Consider the following 19,829-nt stretch of genomic DNA (forward strand, 5'->3'; position numbering starts at 1 on the left):
TAACGGAAAAATGTCTGTATTTTTAAGGAAATAATTCCTCATTATGACAATCATAGCCATCGCCAATCGACTGGGCGGCCATGAAATACTTGGACGAAGTATTCGTAGTGAAGCTGACTTGATGCATCTGATTGAACAGGGTATCCCTAAAGCCACAATTCGCTATTTAGCTGATTCGCTGGGCATTGAGCCCAAAGAACTTGTACAATATCTGCCCGTTACCCCCCGTAACCTGCAACGATATCAGGATAAGGATCTACTTTCCGATAGTGTCTCAGACCATATTGTGGCTCTGGCCGAGTTGTTTGAACATGGCGAAGATGCATTGGGGAAAGACTATTTTCGAGACTGGCTCCATGGGTCGATTTTGGCGTTGGGCAATCGGCGGCCTGTTGATTTCCTCAAAACGCATAAAGGCATTGGTATCGTTGACCGGGAGATTGGTCGGATTGAACATGGAATTTTTGCCTGATGGAGTTATTTCGGGTTACGCGCCAGAAGTACGCCAGCGATCTGTCGGGGAATGGTGCGGCTGTGTATGGAGGGAGGTGGAACGAAGCAGGGAGGCCGGTGATCTATGCTGCCAGTAGTTGGTCATTAGCCAGTTTAGAGACACTGGTTCACCTGCGACAACCACAACCCCCAACCGATTATCGGGTCATGGTGTTATATGTTCCTGATCATATTCCGTTTATCAACAGCCAGCAATTGCCCGAAAATTGGAAAGTTGACGAAGCCTATACTCAACAGCTTGGTAGTCAATGGCTGGCTTCAAATGAGTCACTTCTGTTGCGTGTGCCTTCGGTTATCGTTCGGGCAGAGTACAATTATCTGCTCAATCCCGCTCAGGAATTGTTCACAGACGTAAAACTAATTGCCGTGGAGTCCATTGAATTTGACTCGCGATTTTTTCAGAAATTAAGCTAATGCAATCATTTAATCTTAATAACCTCCTCCGCCCCCACATTCTTAGCCTGACACCCTATTCATCCGCTCGCGATGAGTATACGGGTAAAGTCGGTGTATTCCTGGATGCGAACGAAAATCCAATTGGTTCAACAACAAACACGGGCGATTATAATCGCTATCCCGACCCGCATCAGTGGGCTATCAAGCAGCGGCTGGCACCCATCAAAGGGGTTCGACCTGAGCAGATTTTCCTGGGCAATGGGTCCGATGAACCGATTGATTTACTCGTTCGTGTCACCTGTACGCCAGGCCAAGATAATCTATTAATCATGCCGCCAACCTATGGCATGTATGAAGTTTCGGCAGCGGTGAATGATGTGGAGCTGGTCAAAGTGCCACTGACGCCCGATTTTCAGGTGGATACGGAGGCCGTTTTAAAGGCAATCAATTCAAATACAAAACTGATCTGGTTGTGTTCGCCCAATAACCCGTCGGGGAATCTACTGCAGGCCGATGCTATGCGCACGATTCTCAAAGCGGCTCAACAGTCGTTAGTGATTGTGGATGAAGCCTATATCGATTTTGCCGACACGCCATCCTGGACCACTGAACTGGACCGCTACCCGAACCTGGTTGTCTTGCAAACCTTCTCCAAAGCCTGGGGCTTGGCGGCATTACGCCTGGGAATGTGCTTTGCCTCTGAGGAGTTAATCCAGGTGCTTAATAAGATCAAACCGCCATATAATATCTCGGCTCCAACCCAGTCGCTCGCTCTGGATGCCCTTACCCACGAAGCTGAAAAGGATGAGATGGTTCGTCAAATTTTGACGGAACGTCAGTTTTTGGCCGAGAAACTGCGTTCTTTGCCATCGGTACAGGTAATTTATCCATCCGATGCGAACTTTCTGCTTGTTCAATTCAATGATGCAAAAGGTATTTTTGAACACCTGATTGAGCAGCAGGTAATTGTTCGGGACCGCTCAAAGGTAAAACTATGTGGAGGTTGTCTGCGTATTTCGGTGGGCACACGGGCTGAAAATGAGCGGCTATTATCGGTACTTCAAGCTATGGACAGTTCATCGGAAGTCGATGATTTGCCACTGGGTACTGGTGAGGAAGCTATAAAACCGGAGCCTGTTTCAAATGCCTGATTATTGGGTATGAGTAGCCATACACCTGTTACGAGAACCGAACCGTGTAGTCTAAGAAGACTAATCACTAACTCTATGAAAAAATCGTTTCTATTAGCAGTACTGGTTTTAGCTGGCTGGATACTGACGCCCCATGATGCACTGGCTCAATACAATAACTGGGCCGTGGGCTTTCGTATTGGTGAACCTTCAGGCGTGAATGTTCGGAAGTATTTTGGCACGAACCACGCCTTCGATTTGAATATTGGCACCTACGGTGGAATTTACGGCACCAAACGAAGCTACCGCTCTGGCGATTATCAAAGCGTCGGGCTAAGCATTCAGGGGCATTATTTGTGGCACACCGCTCTCACGAAAAGCGAAAGCATTCGGGCGTATTATGGATTTGGTGGCCAAATAAATAATCGCCGATATTACCCACCTCGTTTAAATGGTGAATACGAAAATGCACTCTCATTAGGAGGTTCGGGTATTGCTGGTCTGGAGTTTTTTCCGGTTGGTAAACCCTACTCGTTTTTTCTGGAAACCGGCGTTTATGTCGAACTCCTTCAGGCGCCATTCTTCCTGAATTTGAATACAGGATTGGGGTTGCGGTATAATTTTTAAAAGAGGGAGGAAAGGGAGAAAGGAGGAGAGGGAGGAACGGAATTTTTCCTCCTTCCTCCCTCTCCTCCTTTCTCCCTTTCCTCCCATGTTTAAAATCTACAGTTCTTCGGCAGGGTCGGGTAAGACGTACACGCTTACAAAGGAGTACCTGAAACTGGCGCTACGGCCAGATGCGAAGGACGACTATTTTCGGCATATTCTGGCGGTGACGTTTACCAACGCAGCTGCCAACGAAATGAAGAACCGGATTCTGGAACGGCTCTCCGACATTGCCGGGACGAAAGAATTGCCTCTGCTGGATGAGTTAGTCGTTGACCTCTTCGGCACACCCCTACACAGCGATGCCTTTGAGCTAGATAAGGCCAAATTGCGCCAGAAAGCCTCAGCTGTTTTCAAAACCATTCTGCACCGGTACGCCGATTTCAGCGTTACCACCATTGACTCCTTTACGCAGCGGGTGGTAATGGCATTTACCGACGAGCTTGGCCTTCCCTACTCGTTTGAGGTGGAAATGGAAACCGATGAAGTACTCGAACTCGCCATCGATAACCTGATTGAAAAGGCAGGTACGGAGGAAATGGAGGAAATTACGACCATTCTGAGCGAGTATTATACCCACGCGGCCACAGAAGGAAAAAGCTGGAATCAACTCCCCGAGTTACTCAAAGAATTTGGCCGAAACCTCACCTCCGATCAGTTTTATGATGCAGTGAATGCTGCCCAGGAATTATCGCCGGGCGCGTTGCGGGCTATTCGCCTACAATTGCTCGAGCATAATCGACAGGTAGAAACGTCCATTATTGACCAGGGGAAACGGGCCTGGTCGCTGATTACCAGCAAGGGGCTTGACGAAGAAGATTTTAAAGGTAAGAAGAACAGTATTGCGGCTTATTTTAAGACCATTGCCCTTATCAACTTCGAGAAAGAGCCAACGGCTACCCACCGGAAACAGATTGAGGGTGACTGGTATTTGCCTAAAACGCCACTACCAACAGCAGCGGCCATTGATAGCATTACAGATGAGTTATGTAATTGCTTTGATCAGATCGAAACGATTCGCTCAGAAAGCAGTCGTCAGGTAAATTTGTTCGATTGCCTGTTACCACATTTACAGAAATTGGCACTGCTGAAGCAAATGCGGGTGGAGTTCGATGACCTGCTTCGAAAAGATGGGCGGGTGCATATTTCGGAGTTCAATAAGAAAATTCTGGGCATTGTTGCGTCGGAGCCGGTGCCGTTTTTGTACGAGCGACTGGGCACGAAGTACAACCACATCCTGATCGATGAATTTCAGGATACCTCCCGGCTACAGTTTGCCAACCTGTTACCGCTTATTGAAAACTCACTGGGTGCGGCTCATTTTAACCTCGCGGTTGGCGATGGCAAACAGGCAATTTACCGGTTCCGGGGGGGCGATATGGATCAGATAGTGGCCTTACATCGGCAGGATCTGGAAAGTCTGAAAGTAGCACATAACCCCAGTTCCTGGACGGCCGAGCGAATTGGTATGCTCGACGGACATCTGGAGCCCGAAATTCTGGACACGAACTGGCGGAGCGCGGAGCCAATTGTGCGATTCAATAATGACTTTTTTGAGTTCGTCGCTCGCCAATTTGAGTATCAGCACCCAAAATTGGCTGATGTATTCGATGCCGAACGCCAGTTTCATCAGAAAGCGCAACCGAAAGCAAACAAGGCCGGACATGTACAACTAGACTTTGTTGATAAAGACGACGAACTTGGTAAAGACCTAACCACCCAAATGCTCGAAACAACCATCGCGCATCTGGAAAAGTCGTTGGCCGAGGGGTACCAATACGGTGATATTGCCATTCTGTGTCGCAAAAAATCGCACGCCAAAGCCTTAGCTAATGAATTGAACGCCCGCCAGATTCCCCTGGTGTCGGCAGACTCGTTGTCGCTGGAGTTTTCAGACCCGGTCAAATGGCTCATTACGCTCATGCGTGTACTTCAGCGTCCTGATCTACGCATGCTTCGGTACGAATTGTTGTATCTGTTCCATCGGGTGGTGCAGGGCATTTTCCCGGACGATGTGCTGACGGGGAAACTACGAACTGTAGCTGAAAATGATATTTCGGATGTATATGAATACCTCGCTGCAGAAGGTTACCCACTTGACCCCTACGCCTTAGGGCAGTTGAATCCCTACGAACTGGCAGAGCGATTAACGGCCCAGTTCGGACTTTTTAATCAGGCTGAACATAATCCGTTTCTGTTTCGATTCCTGGATGAAGTATTAACCTTCAATCAAAAACGGAGCGGACACCTGAGCGATTTTTTGGTGTACTGGGATAGTGTTCGACAAAAGATTTCGGTGGAAGGGAATGCCCGGAATGCGGTAAGTATTCAAACAATTCACAAATCGAAGGGGCTGGAATTCCCTGTTGTGATTATCCCATTCGCGAACTGGCGTGTGGAGCCGATTAACGAGAGTACGATCTGGCTCGACCTGGCCGGCGTTCGAACCGATACGCTGGCGCATTCAACCGATACCGGACCGCTTACCCGTCTACTGTCTGCCCCCTCGAACACGACTAGCAAACTGCGCAGTGCACCAGCGTCGGTAGCGGCCCAATACGAAGAGGAACTAACGCGCACGTTCATCGAAAATATGAACCTGCTTTATGTGGCTTTCACCCGCCCCACGGACCGACTGTATATCATTGCCAAGGCAGCTGATTTCGATAAAATCGGCAACCAGAAAGACGTAAGCTACTGGCTGCATGCATTTCTGCGTGATAGCGAAGTGGCCCGTAATTGCGGCTGTGCCTGGGAGAAAGGCCGAACCAGCTACGAAATCAGTCTGTGCGCCGATTCGTTTCCGCACCACCAACTGGATGAAACGCTTGACGAGATTTTCCTGGACGATGTTGTCAGTGGGAATCGGGGGCAGGATATGCAACTGCGTCGGCTAGCCGACCGAATGTTTGACGTAGCAACGTTTGAACGCACCCGAGAACGGGATCGTAAACTATGTGCAGCCTTGAGCCTGATCAAAGGCCCTGAAATGATTGACGCAGTACTTCGGCAACTCGTAAGTGAAGGGCTAATTCGTAAGATAGAATGCGAACTATTGAAGCAGACTTTACTGGCAATTGTCTTACACCCAGCTTTAACATCTCTTTTTGACTCCACCCTTCGGATTGATACCGATCGGAGTATTTTGAGTAGCAAACGAATGCACGGAGCCCCACATCGGGTAGTACATTACCCCGATGGCCACATTGTTCTGGTGCAATATGAGTCTTTGCCCGGTAAGGAAAATTCACTACCTACGAATCCGGTCAGTACGCTACGGTACTTTACCAATTTGTATCGGGAAATGGGTTATCCTGAAGTTGAGGGCAGGTTAGTGTATCTTGCCGATGAACCCGAAGTAGTGCGAGTAGTTTAATAATGAAAAATGTATAATGGTTAATGTAGAATGATGAAAAAACGCACGAATAGCCTGGATGTAGCCCGATTTAAAAAACATATTATCTCATCATTATTCATTCTACATTGTTCACTAGTCATTCAACCAACCTTTGCCCAGTCCCCTTACCAGCTCAAAACGAGTCGGGAAGTTACTTTGATGGGCGTAGGGGCGGTGTCTTTGGGAGCTTCGGTTGCCCTAAGTCATAGCATTGAGCCACTGACACAAGCTGAGATTAGTGCCCTTAGCCCCGATGATATCAATGCACTGGATCGGAAAGCAGTTTATCGCTGGTCTAGCTCGGCCGACCGTCTAAGTGACGTTACGCTGGCCGGTAATTTTGCTCTCGCTGGCCTGCTTACTGTTGGAACAAAGTCAATGCGACAGGATATTAAAACAGTGGGAGTGATGTTCATTGAAACAATGCTGATTGCAAACGGCATTGAACGAACCGTGAAAGGCATAACGCAACGTACCCGACCCTTTGTGTATAATCCGTCGGCCCCTATGGATGAAAAACTTACCCGAGATGCCCGACAGTCGTTTTTTTCGGGTCATGCGACCAATGCATTTGCTACCGCCGTTTTCACGAGCGAAGTGTTTCGCCATTATTTTCCTCATTCTAAATTAAAGCCTGTTGTTTGGGTAGGTTCACTGGGATTGGCTACGGCCACGGCTGTGTTGCGTTATGAGGGTGGGCTGCACTATCCGTCTGATTTACTAGCTGGTGCCGCCTTCGGCTCATTAGTAGGCTGGGGTATTCCAAAACTGCATGAAGTGAAAAACAAGAGCGAACTCGGGCGTAGACTGGATATTCAGCCCTGGAGTACAGGTTCTTCCAATGGAATTTACATGCGGTTGGCCGTGTTTTCGCGTTAACGTTGCTCCAATAGTTGATAGAACCGCACGGGCGGCCCCGGCAGATTTTTATGATGAATATAATTTCAGGATGATTGGTGAGAGTAAAGTGTAAAAAATCTGGGGGCAACGATATAAACAATCATAACTGATTAACAAAATCATATAAATCTGCCGGTCCGCCGATGCGGTTCCCTTGTATTTAACAAATGACAAAAATTACCGACCACATTAAGGCTGCTAACGGCAAACCGATTTTTTCGATTGAAGTAATTCCACCGATCAAAGGGGATAATCTGAAGAACCTGCTCGACAACATCGAGCCGCTGATGGAGTTCAAGCCACCTTTCATTGACGTAACCTACCATCGTGAAGAATACATCGAACGGCCGTTGCCCGACGGCACTATCCAGAAAATTGTAACGCGTAAACGGCCGGGTACGGTAGGGATCTGTTCGGCTATTATGCACCGTTTCGGCGTTGATCCAGTACCCCATGTCCTTTGTGGTGGCTTCTCCCGCGAAGAAACTGAAGATTTTCTGATCGACCTGCATTATTTGGGCATCGATAACGCCCTGGTGCTCAGGGGTGATCCGGCCAAACCGTTCACGACTTTTAAAGCCAAAGAGAATGGCTATACATACGCCAGCGAATTAGTGGAACAGGTGGCCAACATGAACCGGGGAATGTATTTGCATGAAGAAGATACCCCCATGGCTCCCAGTAACTTCTGTATCGGCGTAGCGGCTTATCCCGAAAAACATTTTGAAGCCGTTAACCACGACAGTGATTTTCATTACCTCAAACAGAAAATCGACAAAGGCGCCGATTACATCGTGACGCAGATGTTTTTCGACAATAAGAAGTATCTGGATTTTGTGGACCGATGTCGTCAGGAAGGCATTACCGTGCCAATTATTCCGGGACTGAAACCCCTTAGTACGCGCAAACAACTCCAGATTTTACCGAAGCTTTTCCATCTGGAATTACCCGAAGACCTGGTTAAGGCGGTTGAAGCCTGCGAGAATGATCAGCAGGCTCGGCAAGTAGGCGTAGAGTGGTGCATTCAGCAATGCCGTGAACTTGTAGCTGCCGGTGCGCCAGTGCTGCACTTCTATACGATGGGAAAAGCTGATAATGTGATTAAAATTGCAAGGGAGATATTCTAGCAAAAAGCCATCGGATAGTCAGAACGACTATTTGATGGCTTTTTGCTAATGACCCCAATCAGTTTGAGGGTTGTTTCAATCGAGACGATAAATTTCCTTGATGTTTTCTAAAAGTTTTATAAAGTCAATTTGCAGGTCGATCAACTTGCCTGAGTGTACATCAAAAACCCATCCATGAACGGTAAGATTTCGATCCAGCTGAGCTTTTTGCACCTCTGCCGTTTTGAGAACATTTATACATTGTTCTTCGACATTCAATTCTACTAATCGTTTATAACGTAGTTCTTCGTCTGTAATAGCATTTAATTCATCCCTATGCATACGATATACGTCACGGATGTTTCTCAGCCATGGATTCAATATGCCCAGGTCTGCTGATTTCATAGCTGCCTGGACGCCACCACAATAGTAATGACCGCACACCACGATGTGATTTACTTTAAGGTTTACCACGGCGTAGTTGATAACTGACATTACTCCCAGATCCGTATTGGGAACCATATTCGCAATGTTTCTAAGCACAAACACTTCACCGGGTGATACGCCCATAAGCTCCTCGGCTGATACACGGCTATCTGAACAACCAATATAGAGGATATCTGGAGTTTGTCCTTTGGAGAGATCACTAAAGTAAGTTGGTTCTATGTCTAGCTTCTTTTGAACCCAATTTTGATTGTTTTTAAAGATTCGTGTAATATCCATTTTGTTGGCTTAGTGTTAATTTTTAATCGATTCGAAAGCGAAAAAAGTGGTTTTCATAAATGCATAGACTATGGGTGCATTTTGGTAAAACTGATCACCGGGTTTCTCGACCGATAAACGTTGGCAATTTAATGACTTTTTAATCTACTATCGGTATCTGCTGGTTGTTAAGTTGCAATTTAGCCATATAGGCCAACGCACAGAAGCCGGTCAAAGCAAATTTATTATTGCTTTGACCGGCTTCTGTGCGTTGCTTAATGTGATCTTATGCAGCCAGATAATTGCCAACCCCCACAACCACTGTTGAGAACACAACCAGTAGGATTCCTAAGGTAATGGTGCGCATGGTTTTCGGGTTAGCGCCTTTCCACTCGTGCAGATACAGGCCCCAGAAGCTACTGAAGGCAATGATAAATGCCATATGGAGAGTCCAGCCTGAAAAGCGATATTCTCCCATTTTACTGTCGCCCATGCCATAGAAAAAGAACTGGAAGTACCAGGTAAACCCAGCCATCGCGCAGAATAAAACATTCATGAGAATGGGGGTCGAAACATTTCGATAATCGGTATACGTGCGGTTCTTGATATTCAGGTAGATTGTCCAGATAAGATTGGTCGTCAGGCCGCCTAACAGAATAATGACCAGCGCTGCATTATTCATATAGAGTGGATCGGTCCCGTTCCTGACAGCCAGTTCAGCAATAGGTTGCCCGGCTGTCAGGCCAAACGAGAAACACGCACTCATGACCCCCGAAAATATAGCAACCATTAGCCCCTTGCGAATATCGAACTCCGCAATTGACGCTTTCTTCTGAGCATCGGTTAAGCTTCGTTCTTTCATCATTCCGGCAATGCCACAAACAGAAATGCCTAATACACAAACCCCCAGGCCCAGCACAATGACCTGACCAGAGAGGGTGCCGATAAGCTCCCCAAACTGACCTTGCCAGATAGGAGGTACCAGGGTTCCAAAAACGGCACAAAGCCCCAGCGTAACGGCCATACCAAGCGATAGACCCAGATAGCGCATTGCTAGCCCAAAGGTTAACCCCCCAAAGCCCCAAAGAACACCCCAGAAATAGGTCCAGAAAATGGTTTCACTGGATGATTGAGCCAGCACACCAAATAGATTGGGAACAGTGATTGAGCCAAGGAGAAGGGGAGCTGCTACCCACGAGAACAAGCCGCCTATGAGCCAGTAGCTTTCCCAGGCCCAGCCTTTTACTTTCTTGTACGGTAAATAAAAACTGCCAGAGGCAAATCCCCCCAGCGCATGAAATATAACACCCCAGATTACAGCCACTATTGTCTGATTATAAATGATGAATTATGTATAAGTAATGTATTCGTGCGGGACAAGCGGAGCCCTATAGACAGTCTCGTCATAATTTTCAAATTTATCCTTGTTCGTTGCTAAAACCTACCTGTTCTCTCCTGTATATTCGCCCAACTGGACTAGAAAAAGCAGTTCATGTTTTTTGCCATTATAATGTGATTATAACAGGAGAGTACATGAAGCAGGAGAAAATTAGCCTAACGTACTTTGTACAAAACAAGATTACTGTCGGATACTACTTATTTAACTATTTATGAATACAACGCAAGCGTTCAACTACGTTAGCTACCTCTGGGATGAGAATAAGGCAGCCGAGCTGGCCGGTGACGAAGTGGCTTTGTTTATTTACCGCTCCAATTTGCTTGGTGCCGATCTGCGCCTGACTAACTATGCCGGAGGAAATACATCGGTTAAGTTGATGGAAACTAACCCGCTTACTGGCGATCCTGTTGAAGTGATGTGGGTAAAAGGGTCTGGGGGCGATATTGGTACACTCACTAAAAAAGGCTGCGCAAATCTGTACGTAGAACGTTTACATGCGTTGAAAAGCCGTTACCGGGGGTTGGCTTTTGAGGACGAAATGGTTGGTCTTTTCGATCACTGTCTGTTCGACCCAAAATGTGCTGCTCCATCCATTGATACACCCTTACATGGCCTGCTGCCATTTAAACATATTGACCACCTGCACCCGGATGCACTGATTGCCATTGCCGCCAGCCGCGATGGGGAAGCAATTATGCACGAAATATGGGGCGATAAGATGGCCTGGATTCCCTGGCAGCGCCCTGGTTTCGACCTTGGGTTGAAACTGGAAGAAGCGATTCAAAAGAACCCGAATCTGCGGGGCATTATTTTGGGTGGACACGGTTTGTTTACCTGGGGAGATACCTCCTACGAGTCGTATATCAATACCCTGGAAGTCATTGAGCAGGCGTCTGAGTACCTAAACCAGAATTATGGCAAGAAACGCCCGGTATTTGGTGGACAAGTGGTTGAAAATACGGATGCCGATACTCGTAAAAAACAGGCCGCTGCTTTAATGCCAGTATTGCGTGGGCTGGCTTCGGGCCATCGCCAGATGATCGGTCATTTTACGGACGATGCACGCGTGCTGGAATTCGTTAACTCAGGTGACCTGCCACGTCTGGCTCGTTTGGGTACCAGCTGCCCTGATCACTTCCTGCGTACTAAAATTCGTCCGCTGGTACTGGACCCGGCTCAATTGGCTGGTGAGGATAGCATTGCCTATCTGGAAAAGGCGTTTGCCGATTACCGTGCCGATTACACCGCTTACTACGAGCGTTGCAAACATGACAATAGTCCGGCCATCCGTGATCCAAATCCAGTCGTTTTACTGTGGCCAGCGGTGGGGATGTTCACCTTTGCAAAAGACAAGCAAACGGCGCGTGTAGCTGCAGAATTTTATACCAACGCCATTAACGTAATGAAGGGCGCCGAAGCCGTATCCGATTACGTTGGTCTGCCCGAACAGGAAGCGTTCGATATTGAATATTGGCTGTTGGAAGAAGCTAAACTCCAGAGGATGCCGAAACCAAAACCACTTTCGGGTAAAATTGCCCTGATTACGGGTAGTGCAGGTGGGATCGGAAAGGCTATCGCCAAGAAATTCCTGGCTGAAGGCGCGGTTGTGGTCATCAACGACAACGATGCCGACCGGCTGGCAGGTGCGAAGGAGGAATTCCTGAAGCAATATGGTAAAGATGCTTACGCAGCTGATCAGTTAGATGTAACAAAAGGCGAAACAATTGCCGCTACGTTTGATACAGCTGCGCTGGCTTTTGGTGGCGTTGATATTGTAGTCAACTGTGCGGGTTTGAGTATCTCCAAACCCATTGAGGAGCATACCGAAAAAGATTGGGATCTACTGTACGACGTATTGGTAAAAGGCCAGTTTTTAGTGACTCAGAAAGCGGTTGAGGTGATGCGGAAGCAGAAATTAGGTGGCGATGTACTTAATATTGTCAGCAAGAATGCGCTGGTATCTGGTCCCAATAATGCAGGCTATGGTTCGGCCAAAGCAGCACAATTGCACCTGAGTCGCCTGAATGCGGCTGAGTTAGGCAAAGACCATATCCGGGTGAATGTGGTGAATCCCGATGCGGTTATTTCTGATTCGAAAATCTGGGCAGGTGCCTGGGCCGAAGGCCGTGCTAAAGCATACGGTATCACCGTACCAGAGCTACCCGCATACTATGCCAAGCGGACGCTATTGAACGAAATCATCCTTCCAGACGATATCGCCAATGCCTGTCTGGCCTTCACCAATGGCCTGTTGTCTAAATCCACCGGCAATGTCCTGAATGTAGATGGTGGCGTAGCGATGGCGTTTGTCCGGTAGTATTTAATGAATAATGGATAATGGATAATGGATAATGGATAATGACAGGCCTAGATGAGGTACTGTACATTATTCATTATCCATTATCCATTAATTTAACTAAACCCTTATGCAACTCGAACCCGAACATATTGCTGATTATAACCAGTCGCAGTTGGAAGGTCACCAACGGAAATTGTCGTACTGGACGCAGGAGGTCGCTACGGCGGAACCAATTATTCAGAAACTGATTGATTTCCAGATTGCCATACCGAGCTGGGCGCTGGGCACGGGCGGAACCCGTTTTGGCCGTTTCCCGGGTGGGGGAGAGCCTCGTTCGCTGGAAGAAAAAATTGCGGATGTTGGCTTGCTGCACGCCCTAAACCGGGCCAGCGGGGCTATTTCACTGCACATCCCCTGGGACATCCCAACGGATCCAGAAGCGATCAAACAACTTGCTGCTAAGCACGGGCTGCGCTTCGATGCCGTGAACTCCAACACATTCCAGGATCAGCCCGACCAAAACCTGAGCTATAAGTTTGGCTCCTTACAACATACCGATCCGGCTATTCGGCAACAGGCTATCGACCATAATATTGAGGTAATCCGGCATGGCGTAGCCCTGGGGTCTGATGCGCTGACGGTCTGGTTATCAGACGGTTCCTGTTTCCCGGGTCAACTTAATTTCCGTAAGGCCTTTGATCGGACACTTTCCAGCCTGGAGGAGATTTACGCGGCCCTGCCCGACGACTGGAAGCTATTTGTAGAGTACAAAGCATTTGAACCGAATTTCTATTCGATGACCGTAGGCGATTGGGGTAGCAGTTTTCTGTACGCCAGCAAACTCGGGCCAAAGGCCTTTACGCTAGTGGATTTGGGGCACCATTTACCCAATGCCAACATCGAACAGATTGTGGCTATTCTGTTGCACCAGGGCAAACTGGGTGGTTTCCATTTTAATGACTCCAAATACGGCGACGACGACCTGACGGCGGGTAGCATCAAGCCCTACCAGTTATTCCTGATTTTTACTGAACTGGTGGATGGGCTGGACGCTCGGGCTATGAATCATGCCAAAGACCTTGGCTGGATGATTGATGCCAGCCACAATGTGAAAGACCCACTCGAAGACCTGCTCCAGTCGGTAGAAGCCATTCAACTCGCTTATGCGCAGGCGTTGTTAGTTGATCGTGCTGCCTTAGAAGAAGCTCGTGAAGCCAACGATCCGGTTCGTGCTCAGGAAATTCTGCAAGATGCCTTCCGGACGGATGTTCGGCCCTTAGTTGCCGAAGCTCGTCGGCGGGCTGGTGCCGCCTTGAATCCACTGGGCCTTTATCGGCAACTAAACGTTCGCCAGCAACTCATTGGCGAGCGGGGAGCCAAAACAGTAGCAACGGGACTGTAAATCAATGATGAATGATGAGTGATGAATGATGAATGAGTTCGCATAGACCGTTTGTTGTTCATCATTCATCACTCATCATTCATAATTCATCATTTATGAATGTCATTGCCATCTTCGATATCGGTAAGACGAATAAAAAATTGTTTCTCTTCGATGAACAGTATCGAATCGTTTGGGAGAAATCGGAGCAGTTTGCGGAGATACCCGACGAGGATGGTGAGTTATGCGAAGACCTGACTAAGCTCACCAGGTGGGTAATTGCGTCACTAACGGAGGTACTTGCCTTGCCGGAGTTCTCAGTAAAGGCCGTGAATTTTTCGACTTATGGCGCCAGTTTGGTCTACATCGACCAGACCGGGCAACCGCTTGGGCAATTATACAGTTATCTGAAAGCCTACCCGGATTCCTTACTACAGAATTTTTACGATACCTACGGGGGAGAAGCCGACTTGACCCGGCAAACTGCATCGCCACCGTTGCGAAGTTTGAATTCAGGTCTTCAGTTGTATCGACTCAAATACGAGCAGCCGGATTTGTTTTCTAAACTGGCCTTTGCGCTCCATCTGCCTCAATACGTAAGCTATCTGATTAGTAACTGGCCTGTTTCTGAACTGACCAGCATCGGTTGCCACACCATGCTCTGGGATTTTGACCGGCAACAGTATCACAGATGGGTTACTGATGAAAAACTTGATATTCATCTGGCGCCCATTGTTCCGTCTGATTCAGCCCGGTTGACGGTTTTTGGTGATACTACGGTTCAGGTTGGCGTGGGGCTACATGATAGCTCATCGGCGCTGATTCCCTACCTGGCTTCGTTTCAGGAACCCTTTGTGCTCATTTCGACCGGGACCTGGTGCGTGAGTATGAACCCGTTCAATAGCCTGCCGCTGACACCGGAAGAACTTCAGTACGACTGTCTCAACTTTATGCATTACAAAGGCCAGCCGGTAAAAGCGGCTCGGTTGTTTGCAGGGTATGAGCACGAGCAACAGGTTAAACGGCTGGCAGAGCAGTTTCAGACGCCGATAGATCAGTTCACGAAAGTGGCTTATGACCCTGAAATAATCGAGAAATTGCGCCATCAGGCCAGTCAGGTAACAACCGAGCGTGATGCAAAAGGAAATCAGATGCTCTCCATGCAGGGATCTTTGTTTGGGCAACGGCAGCTAACTGATTTCGCCACTTATGAGGAAGCGTATCACCAGCTGATGCTTGATATTGTTTCGCAACAGCTAATCTCGACTAATCTGGTACTGGCGGGTTCTCCTGTCAAACGTATTTTTGTGGATGGTGGATTTGGTAAAAATCCGATCTATATGAATTTACTGGCCACTGCTTTTCCAACTATCGAAGTCTACGCAGCATCCGTTGCGCAGGCATCGGCACTGGGAGCTGCTTTAGCCGTACACCAACACTGGAATCCGCATCCACTACCTGGCGACTGTGTCGAACTCAAAAAATACACCGCCCATGCAGTTGTCCATTAATGTAGTGAACGCTTCTCTGGTCTCTACATAAAACAGTAACCATGGCATTCAGACAAATAACCAGTCGGATTGTAGTACTGGTCCTCATTGGTGCATGTAGCGTACAGGCTCAGAAACTTCCTGAGAGGAAAGACATCATCGCCAAAATGACGCTGGCGAATGCCTATTTTATGAAGGCCTGGCCAGATCCTGGAAAGGAGATTGTAACGAACAAAACGCGGCCCAGCAACATCTGGACAAGAGCGGTGTACTACGAAGGGTTGATGGCGTTGTATGGCATAGATAAAAAGAAAGCCTATTATGATTACGCCGTTGAGTGGGGCGAAAAGCACCAATGGGGCCTTCGAAGCGGTAGCAATACCCGGAACGCCGATGACCAGTGCTGCGGACAAACCTATATTGACTTATTCCTGATTGATAAGAAACCAGAGCGCCTTCACGATATCAAAGCATCAATCGATGCAATGGTAAAAAGTGATAAAATCGACGATTGGAACTGGGTCGATGCCTTACAAATGGCCATGCCGGTGTTTGCACAACTAGGCGTTCTGGAGAAAGATCGTACTGTAGCAAATACCTATTTTGAGAAGATGTACCAGATTTACAACTACTCAAAAACCAGGCATGGGGGTAACGGACTCTATAATCCAGAAGACCATTTGTGGTGGCGTGATAAGGATTTTGTGCCACCTTACAAAGAGCCCAATGGGCAGGATTGCTATTGGTCGCGGGGGAATGGCTGGGTTGTTGCCGCGCTGGTTCGGGTACTTGACATTATTCCGAAAGATGCCCCGCATCGGGAAGAGTACGAAAAAACCTATCTGGAGATGATGAAGGCGTTGTCACCCCTGCAACGCCCGGATGGCTACTGGAATGTAAGCTTACATGACCCCACTAATTACGGGGGGAAAGAACTGACCGGAACAGCCCTGTTTATTTATGGCATGGCCTGGGGCGTCAATCATGGCTTACTGGATGGAAAAACCTATCGACCTATTATGGCTAAAGCCTGGAATGCGATGGCTACCGATTCTGTACACCCGAACGGCTTCTTAGGTTATGTGCAGGGAACCGGTAAAGAGCCAAAAGATGGTCAGCCTGTTACGTACGACAGCAAGCCTGATTTTGACGATTATGGCCTCGGTTGTTTCCTGCTGGCAGGGACGGAATTGTGTAAACTGAAACGGTAGAATAGTTTTGGTTTACGGTATTCGGTTTACTGACGTCTAACCCGAACCTCCGTAAACCGATACCGAATACCGTAAACCAAAAACCTAGAATACATGCAAGAAATTGCCTTTACAATGAAACTAAAGCCGGGTGTTGAGGCTGAGTATCAACGCCGTCACGACGAAATCTGGCCGGAATTATCAGCGGCTTTAATTGATGCGGGTGTTCGCGACTATTCTATTTTCCTCGATCGGGCAACCGGAACACTATTTGCCGTTCAGAAACGGCTTGATACTCATACCACTGCCAATTTGCCAGGATTGCCCATTATGAAGCGCTGGTGGGCTTACATGGCCGACTTGATGGATACAAATCCCGATAATTCGCCGGTGGCTGTGCCACTGGAACGAGTTTTTCATATGGAGTAGGAGTGACTTTCCGTTTTACCAGTTAAATAGAGATACGCCAGATCTTGGAGATCTGGCGTATCTCTATTTAACTGGTAAAACGGAATTTAATGTAATTCTGCTAGCCACTGCTTTGCAAACACCCGTGCTTCGGTTACGGGCTCTTTGCCTAAGCGATATAGGAATTTCCACTCAGCGGGCTTACGTTGGTAGATCGGATTCGCAAACTCCTGTTTGTAACCCATGGGTACTAAACGAGCCTCGAAATCAACCGTTTCCGTTAAGTCAATAAAATCCTGTAGCCGTTTTTTCAGAAGGGGGTGAAAATCAGCATGGGCGTCGAATTCGGCTTTCTTTTTTCGTTGCAGTGCCAGTTCCTCCTGATCAATATCAGTACCGGATTTGCTCACTTGTTTCTGAGACTGTTCGATTAAAGAGGCCAGATACTGTTTCTTACATTCGGCTGGTGGTAAGTTCAGCATCTTTTTTAACTCCGCTATATGTTGTGCCTGGCGTGTGCGCTCGCTACCGGATAGTGAAGCCAGTTGCTGCTCTTCCTGCACCAATTGTGTTCGGATACCCATTTGCAACATGGCGGGGTCCATTTGCGCGAAAGCCTGATCCAACGTGGCCATCTGCGTTTTTAGCGCAGCTTTTTCTGTATCGTTAGCTTGTTTCTTTTGAGCTAAACCTTCATCCGTGTACGACTCGTCATATGGATAAACCGAGCGTACATTCTGACGCCATTCATTCTTAAACGTTGTTGACTCAATATAAGCCCGAACAACCTTGCCTAAAGCCCGAACGGTTGCGCCCCTTGATGACTCGGGCAACCGACGTGCCACTTGTCGCATGGAGGCTGTTGCGTTGAAAAAGAACCAGTTAGGCTCTTTTAAATTTAACAGAACGTCTTGCCGGAGCTTGCCGGATTGAATCGTTAGTTCAGACATTACATCGCCTGTATGGGCGGCAATCAGCCAGCAACTGATGACGACTAGTGTGAGCAGGAAACGTTGTTTAGCCGATTTCATGGGTTTGAAAAGGAGGAAGGTGCGAGATGAAAATTACAATGCTTTCCAGGTCATGATTGTCTTGGACGTCTGGCTGGGATCGGCAATAGATACTTCCGCTTTCAGTCCCGTAGCCGAAGCCTCCAGTACTTTCCATTCTGAAACATCCGTTGCATCGCTGTCTTTCACAATGCTAATAGTTTTTGTCTGCTCGTTATACGTCCAGTGGCTTGGTTTTACGGCCGATGGATCGGCCTCGTTGTCGGAGCAGGAGAGTTGTCCGTTACTACCCGACAGCGTACCGTTTTTCTCGAAAACCAGGGTGTTGTCTTTATCACAGGCCCGCAGGAAAACCATCAGATCGGTGTCCAGTTTGCCATCACCATCAAGGTCAATCGCCGGATTGACCTGAAAGGAGGTCATGACCAGATTTTTGCCAACAAAAGCAGGTGTTGCCGTATTGTCTGCGGGTTGAACTCCATCATCACCTTTCTTACAGGATGAGGTAGCCAGTACAAGTGTAGCCATAACGGCTAGCATAAAAGTAGGAAATCGGTTCATTGTGTTTAGTTGTTTACTGGTTGAAAAAGAGAATGTTAGTTATTAATTGTTCTGTTCCCCAGATTGGTGAGCCAAAGTTGGGGCATCGTCATCAACTGCGCCAGGCTGTGTCCGATCAACCGGAACTTTGCATTGGTGAACTGCCGGGTAAGAGTTATCAAGTGACTCGTACCCTGGAGAAGGGCCACTTAGGCCACTTCTACATGAAGGTGAAAAGCCAGAAGATGGTCGGCAATAAAATCCGCATAGCTGCGAGGTGCGTGACCCAGTACCTTCGTACAGAGGGCCAAATCCTGGTCAGAAGCCACAAGCCCCTGCGCTTGAAAGAACTGGTACATTTTGGTCCAGTCAGAAATAATCCAATCAGGTAGGGAGCGCCTGGCATCAGTAGCCCAAACATCCAGATCATTCCCCCGATAGTAAATAGCAGCATCGAGTTGCTCGCTTAGAATAGAAGCCGTTGCCTCTCCAGTTAATGTCTCTGGTCCTACCAATGGGATGTGTTTCCCGTTATACTCATCGGTTAACATAGCTATGACCGCCGCTTCAGCAATATCCCGAACATCAACCCGATTCAGGCCAACATCGCCGATGGGTTGTGGATACACACCATAGGTTGAAATGGCATTAGTGAACCAGAAATCATTCTGGTAGAAGTTATTCGGGCAGATGAATACATACGAAAGGCCCGACTGCATCAGCACATTTTCAATCGTAATCTTGGGTTGAAAGTGCGGGATGTGCGCGCCCTGCCGAACGTTATGAATACTCTGATACACAACTTTTCGAACCCCAGCCCGTTTGGCTGCCGCAATGGCATACTGGCCCTGAGCTGCTTCGGTGTGCCCCTGCCGATTCAAGAGAAAAACGACATCGATACCGGTAAAGGCCTTGGGTAAGGTGCCGGGTTGATCCAGATTACCAATAACGGCTTCCACCCCTTCCGGCAACTGGGCGGCTTTCTCGGCGGAGGTCACCAGCACTCGTACCGACACCTGATGGCGTACCAATTCCTCAACTACCTGGCTGCCAACGGTTCCCGTTCCGCCAATAACTAACGTTTTCATGATTGGAGTATTTGTGTTGATAAGGTTTTATTAGGCTACCCGTCATCAATACGTAACGGGCTGATTGATGATGCAAAGTTGGTTCGTCAGTGCCATAACGCCCAGACTGGATTCAGTCAACCGGAAAAAGACTGCGGTGAATTGATGGATAAGAACGATCAGGCGTATGACCATTTCCTTAGTTTATTTCCCGCTGGTTAAGTTTCACGAACAA

18 protein-coding genes are annotated in these 19,829 nt (G+C 47.9%); 12 read left to right on the forward strand and 6 right to left on the reverse strand.

Features of this window, described 5'->3' with window-relative positions; all coding sequences use genetic code 11:
• The first annotated feature begins 43 nt into the window (after positions 1–43).
• From ACYVGO_RS19580 to metF, 7 genes are all read left to right on the forward strand, one after another.
• Positions 44–472 carry an antitoxin Xre/MbcA/ParS toxin-binding domain-containing protein gene (locus ACYVGO_RS19580; RefSeq protein WP_142773349.1) on the forward strand — a complete coding sequence of 143 codons (429 nt, stop codon included), beginning with the start codon at positions 44–46 and terminating at the stop codon, positions 470–472.
• Positions 472–927 carry an RES family NAD+ phosphorylase gene (locus tag ACYVGO_RS19585; RefSeq protein ID WP_460970677.1) on the forward strand — a complete coding sequence of 152 codons (456 nt, stop codon included), beginning with the start codon at positions 472–474 and terminating at the stop codon, positions 925–927. The genes ACYVGO_RS19580 and ACYVGO_RS19585 overlap by 1 nt, the downstream gene beginning before the upstream one ends.
• Positions 927–2,060 carry a histidinol-phosphate transaminase gene (gene hisC, locus ACYVGO_RS19590; protein WP_460970678.1) on the forward strand — a complete coding sequence of 378 codons (1,134 nt, stop codon included), beginning with the start codon at positions 927–929 and terminating at the stop codon, positions 2,058–2,060. The genes ACYVGO_RS19585 and hisC overlap by 1 nt, the downstream gene beginning before the upstream one ends.
• A gap of 75 nt (positions 2,061–2,135) precedes the next feature.
• Entirely contained in the window at positions 2,136–2,666 is a 531-nt protein-coding gene (locus tag ACYVGO_RS19595) for a hypothetical protein (protein WP_210422476.1), read from the forward strand.
• Positions 2,667–2,751: 85 nt separating this feature from the next.
• Complete coding sequence (locus ACYVGO_RS19600) at positions 2,752–6,081, forward strand: UvrD-helicase domain-containing protein (protein WP_460970679.1); 3,330 nt, start codon at positions 2,752–2,754, stop codon at positions 6,079–6,081.
• A gap of 30 nt (positions 6,082–6,111) precedes the next feature.
• Positions 6,112–6,981, forward strand: a complete 870-nt coding sequence (locus ACYVGO_RS19605) for a phosphatase PAP2 family protein (RefSeq protein ID WP_460970680.1) — start codon at positions 6,112–6,114, stop codon at positions 6,979–6,981.
• A 188-nt stretch (positions 6,982–7,169) separates the two neighbouring features.
• The gene (gene metF, locus ACYVGO_RS19610; protein ID WP_460970681.1) at positions 7,170–8,129 is read left to right on the forward strand and encodes a methylenetetrahydrofolate reductase [NAD(P)H]; all 960 of its coding nucleotides are present in this window, start codon (positions 7,170–7,172) and stop codon (positions 8,127–8,129) included.
• 75 nt (positions 8,130–8,204) lie between these two features.
• Here the strand turns inward: metF and ACYVGO_RS19615 are convergent, their stop codons facing one another.
• Both ACYVGO_RS19615 and rhaT read right to left on the reverse strand, forming a co-directional pair.
• On the reverse strand, positions 8,205–8,831 hold the full coding sequence (locus ACYVGO_RS19615; RefSeq protein ID WP_460970682.1) for a carbonic anhydrase: 627 nt from the start codon (positions 8,829–8,831) through the stop codon (positions 8,205–8,207).
• Between the two features lie 265 nt (positions 8,832–9,096).
• Positions 9,097–10,134, reverse strand: a complete 1,038-nt coding sequence (gene rhaT / locus ACYVGO_RS19620; RefSeq protein WP_142773343.1) for an L-rhamnose/proton symporter RhaT — start codon at positions 10,132–10,134, stop codon at positions 9,097–9,099.
• A gap of 286 nt (positions 10,135–10,420) precedes the next feature.
• Here rhaT and ACYVGO_RS19625 point away from each other — a divergent pair, with 286 nt between their 5' ends.
• The 5 genes from ACYVGO_RS19625 (at position 10,421) to rhaM (ending at position 16,998) form a co-directional block, all read left to right on the forward strand.
• A complete protein-coding gene (locus ACYVGO_RS19625) occupies positions 10,421–12,526 on the forward strand; it encodes a bifunctional aldolase/short-chain dehydrogenase (protein WP_142773342.1) in 2,106 nt (701 codons plus the stop codon).
• Positions 12,527–12,635: 109 nt separating this feature from the next.
• On the forward strand, positions 12,636–13,910 hold the full coding sequence (locus ACYVGO_RS19630; protein ID WP_142773341.1) for a TIM barrel protein: 1,275 nt from the start codon (positions 12,636–12,638) through the stop codon (positions 13,908–13,910).
• Between the two features lie 95 nt (positions 13,911–14,005).
• Complete coding sequence (locus tag ACYVGO_RS19635; RefSeq protein WP_460970732.1) at positions 14,006–15,400, forward strand: FGGY-family carbohydrate kinase; 1,395 nt, start codon at positions 14,006–14,008, stop codon at positions 15,398–15,400.
• Between the two features lie 41 nt (positions 15,401–15,441).
• A complete protein-coding gene (locus ACYVGO_RS19640; RefSeq protein ID WP_460970683.1) occupies positions 15,442–16,590 on the forward strand; it encodes a glycoside hydrolase family 88/105 protein in 1,149 nt (382 codons plus the stop codon).
• Between the two features lie 93 nt (positions 16,591–16,683).
• Positions 16,684–16,998: an L-rhamnose mutarotase gene (gene rhaM / locus ACYVGO_RS19645; RefSeq protein ID WP_460970684.1), complete on the forward strand. Its 315-nt coding sequence runs from the start codon at positions 16,684–16,686 to the stop codon at positions 16,996–16,998.
• Positions 16,999–17,084: 86 nt separating this feature from the next.
• On the opposite strand, the gene ACYVGO_RS19650 is transcribed toward rhaM, so the two are convergent.
• From ACYVGO_RS19650 to ACYVGO_RS19665, 4 genes are all read right to left on the reverse strand, one after another.
• Positions 17,085–18,008 (reverse strand): hypothetical protein, encoded by a 924-nt coding sequence (locus ACYVGO_RS19650; protein ID WP_460970685.1) that lies wholly within the window; start codon positions 18,006–18,008, stop codon positions 17,085–17,087.
• 33 nt (positions 18,009–18,041) lie between these two features.
• Positions 18,042–18,548: a hypothetical protein gene (locus ACYVGO_RS19655; RefSeq protein WP_460970686.1), complete on the reverse strand. Its 507-nt coding sequence runs from the start codon at positions 18,546–18,548 to the stop codon at positions 18,042–18,044.
• Positions 18,549–18,736: 188 nt separating this feature from the next.
• Complete coding sequence (locus tag ACYVGO_RS19660) at positions 18,737–19,615, reverse strand: SDR family oxidoreductase (protein WP_460970687.1); 879 nt, start codon at positions 19,613–19,615, stop codon at positions 18,737–18,739.
• Positions 19,616–19,660: 45 nt separating this feature from the next.
• Positions 19,661–19,789 carry a hypothetical protein gene (locus ACYVGO_RS19665; protein WP_460970688.1) on the reverse strand — a complete coding sequence of 43 codons (129 nt, stop codon included), beginning with the start codon at positions 19,787–19,789 and terminating at the stop codon, positions 19,661–19,663.
• Positions 19,790–19,829: the final 40 nt, after the last annotated feature.

The organism is Spirosoma migulaei (genome assembly GCF_054776855.1).

Excerpts from the sequence above, each read along its gene's own strand:
- ACYVGO_RS19650 (WP_460970685.1), bottom strand. The coding sequence starts at position 18,008 with ATGAAATCGGCTAAACAACGTTTCCTGCTCACACTAGTCGTCATCAGT.
- ACYVGO_RS19580 (WP_142773349.1), top strand. The coding sequence starts at position 44 with ATGACAATCATAGCCATCGCCAATCGACTGGGCGGCCATGAAATACTT.
- ACYVGO_RS19635 (WP_460970732.1), top strand. The coding sequence starts at position 14,006 with ATGAATGTCATTGCCATCTTCGATATCGGTAAGACGAATAAAAAATTG.
- ACYVGO_RS19640 (WP_460970683.1), top strand. The coding sequence starts at position 15,442 with ATGGCATTCAGACAAATAACCAGTCGGATTGTAGTACTGGTCCTCATT.
- ACYVGO_RS19600 (WP_460970679.1), top strand. The coding sequence starts at position 2,752 with ATGTTTAAAATCTACAGTTCTTCGGCAGGGTCGGGTAAGACGTACACG.
- ACYVGO_RS19660 (WP_460970687.1), bottom strand. The coding sequence starts at position 19,615 with ATGAAAACGTTAGTTATTGGCGGAACGGGAACCGTTGGCAGCCAGGTA.
- metF (WP_460970681.1), top strand. The coding sequence starts at position 7,170 with ATGACAAAAATTACCGACCACATTAAGGCTGCTAACGGCAAACCGATT.
- ACYVGO_RS19615 (WP_460970682.1), bottom strand. The coding sequence starts at position 8,831 with ATGGATATTACACGAATCTTTAAAAACAATCAAAATTGGGTTCAAAAG.
- ACYVGO_RS19655 (WP_460970686.1), bottom strand. The coding sequence starts at position 18,548 with ATGAACCGATTTCCTACTTTTATGCTAGCCGTTATGGCTACACTTGTA.
- ACYVGO_RS19630 (WP_142773341.1), top strand. The coding sequence starts at position 12,636 with ATGCAACTCGAACCCGAACATATTGCTGATTATAACCAGTCGCAGTTG.
- hisC (WP_460970678.1), top strand. The coding sequence starts at position 927 with ATGCAATCATTTAATCTTAATAACCTCCTCCGCCCCCACATTCTTAGC.
- ACYVGO_RS19595 (WP_210422476.1), top strand. The coding sequence starts at position 2,136 with ATGAAAAAATCGTTTCTATTAGCAGTACTGGTTTTAGCTGGCTGGATA.
- ACYVGO_RS19625 (WP_142773342.1), top strand. The coding sequence starts at position 10,421 with ATGAATACAACGCAAGCGTTCAACTACGTTAGCTACCTCTGGGATGAG.
- ACYVGO_RS19605 (WP_460970680.1), top strand. The coding sequence starts at position 6,112 with ATGATGAAAAAACGCACGAATAGCCTGGATGTAGCCCGATTTAAAAAA.
- rhaM (WP_460970684.1), top strand. The coding sequence starts at position 16,684 with ATGCAAGAAATTGCCTTTACAATGAAACTAAAGCCGGGTGTTGAGGCT.
- ACYVGO_RS19665 (WP_460970688.1), bottom strand. The coding sequence starts at position 19,789 with ATGGTCATACGCCTGATCGTTCTTATCCATCAATTCACCGCAGTCTTT.
- ACYVGO_RS19585 (WP_460970677.1), top strand. The coding sequence starts at position 472 with ATGGAGTTATTTCGGGTTACGCGCCAGAAGTACGCCAGCGATCTGTCG.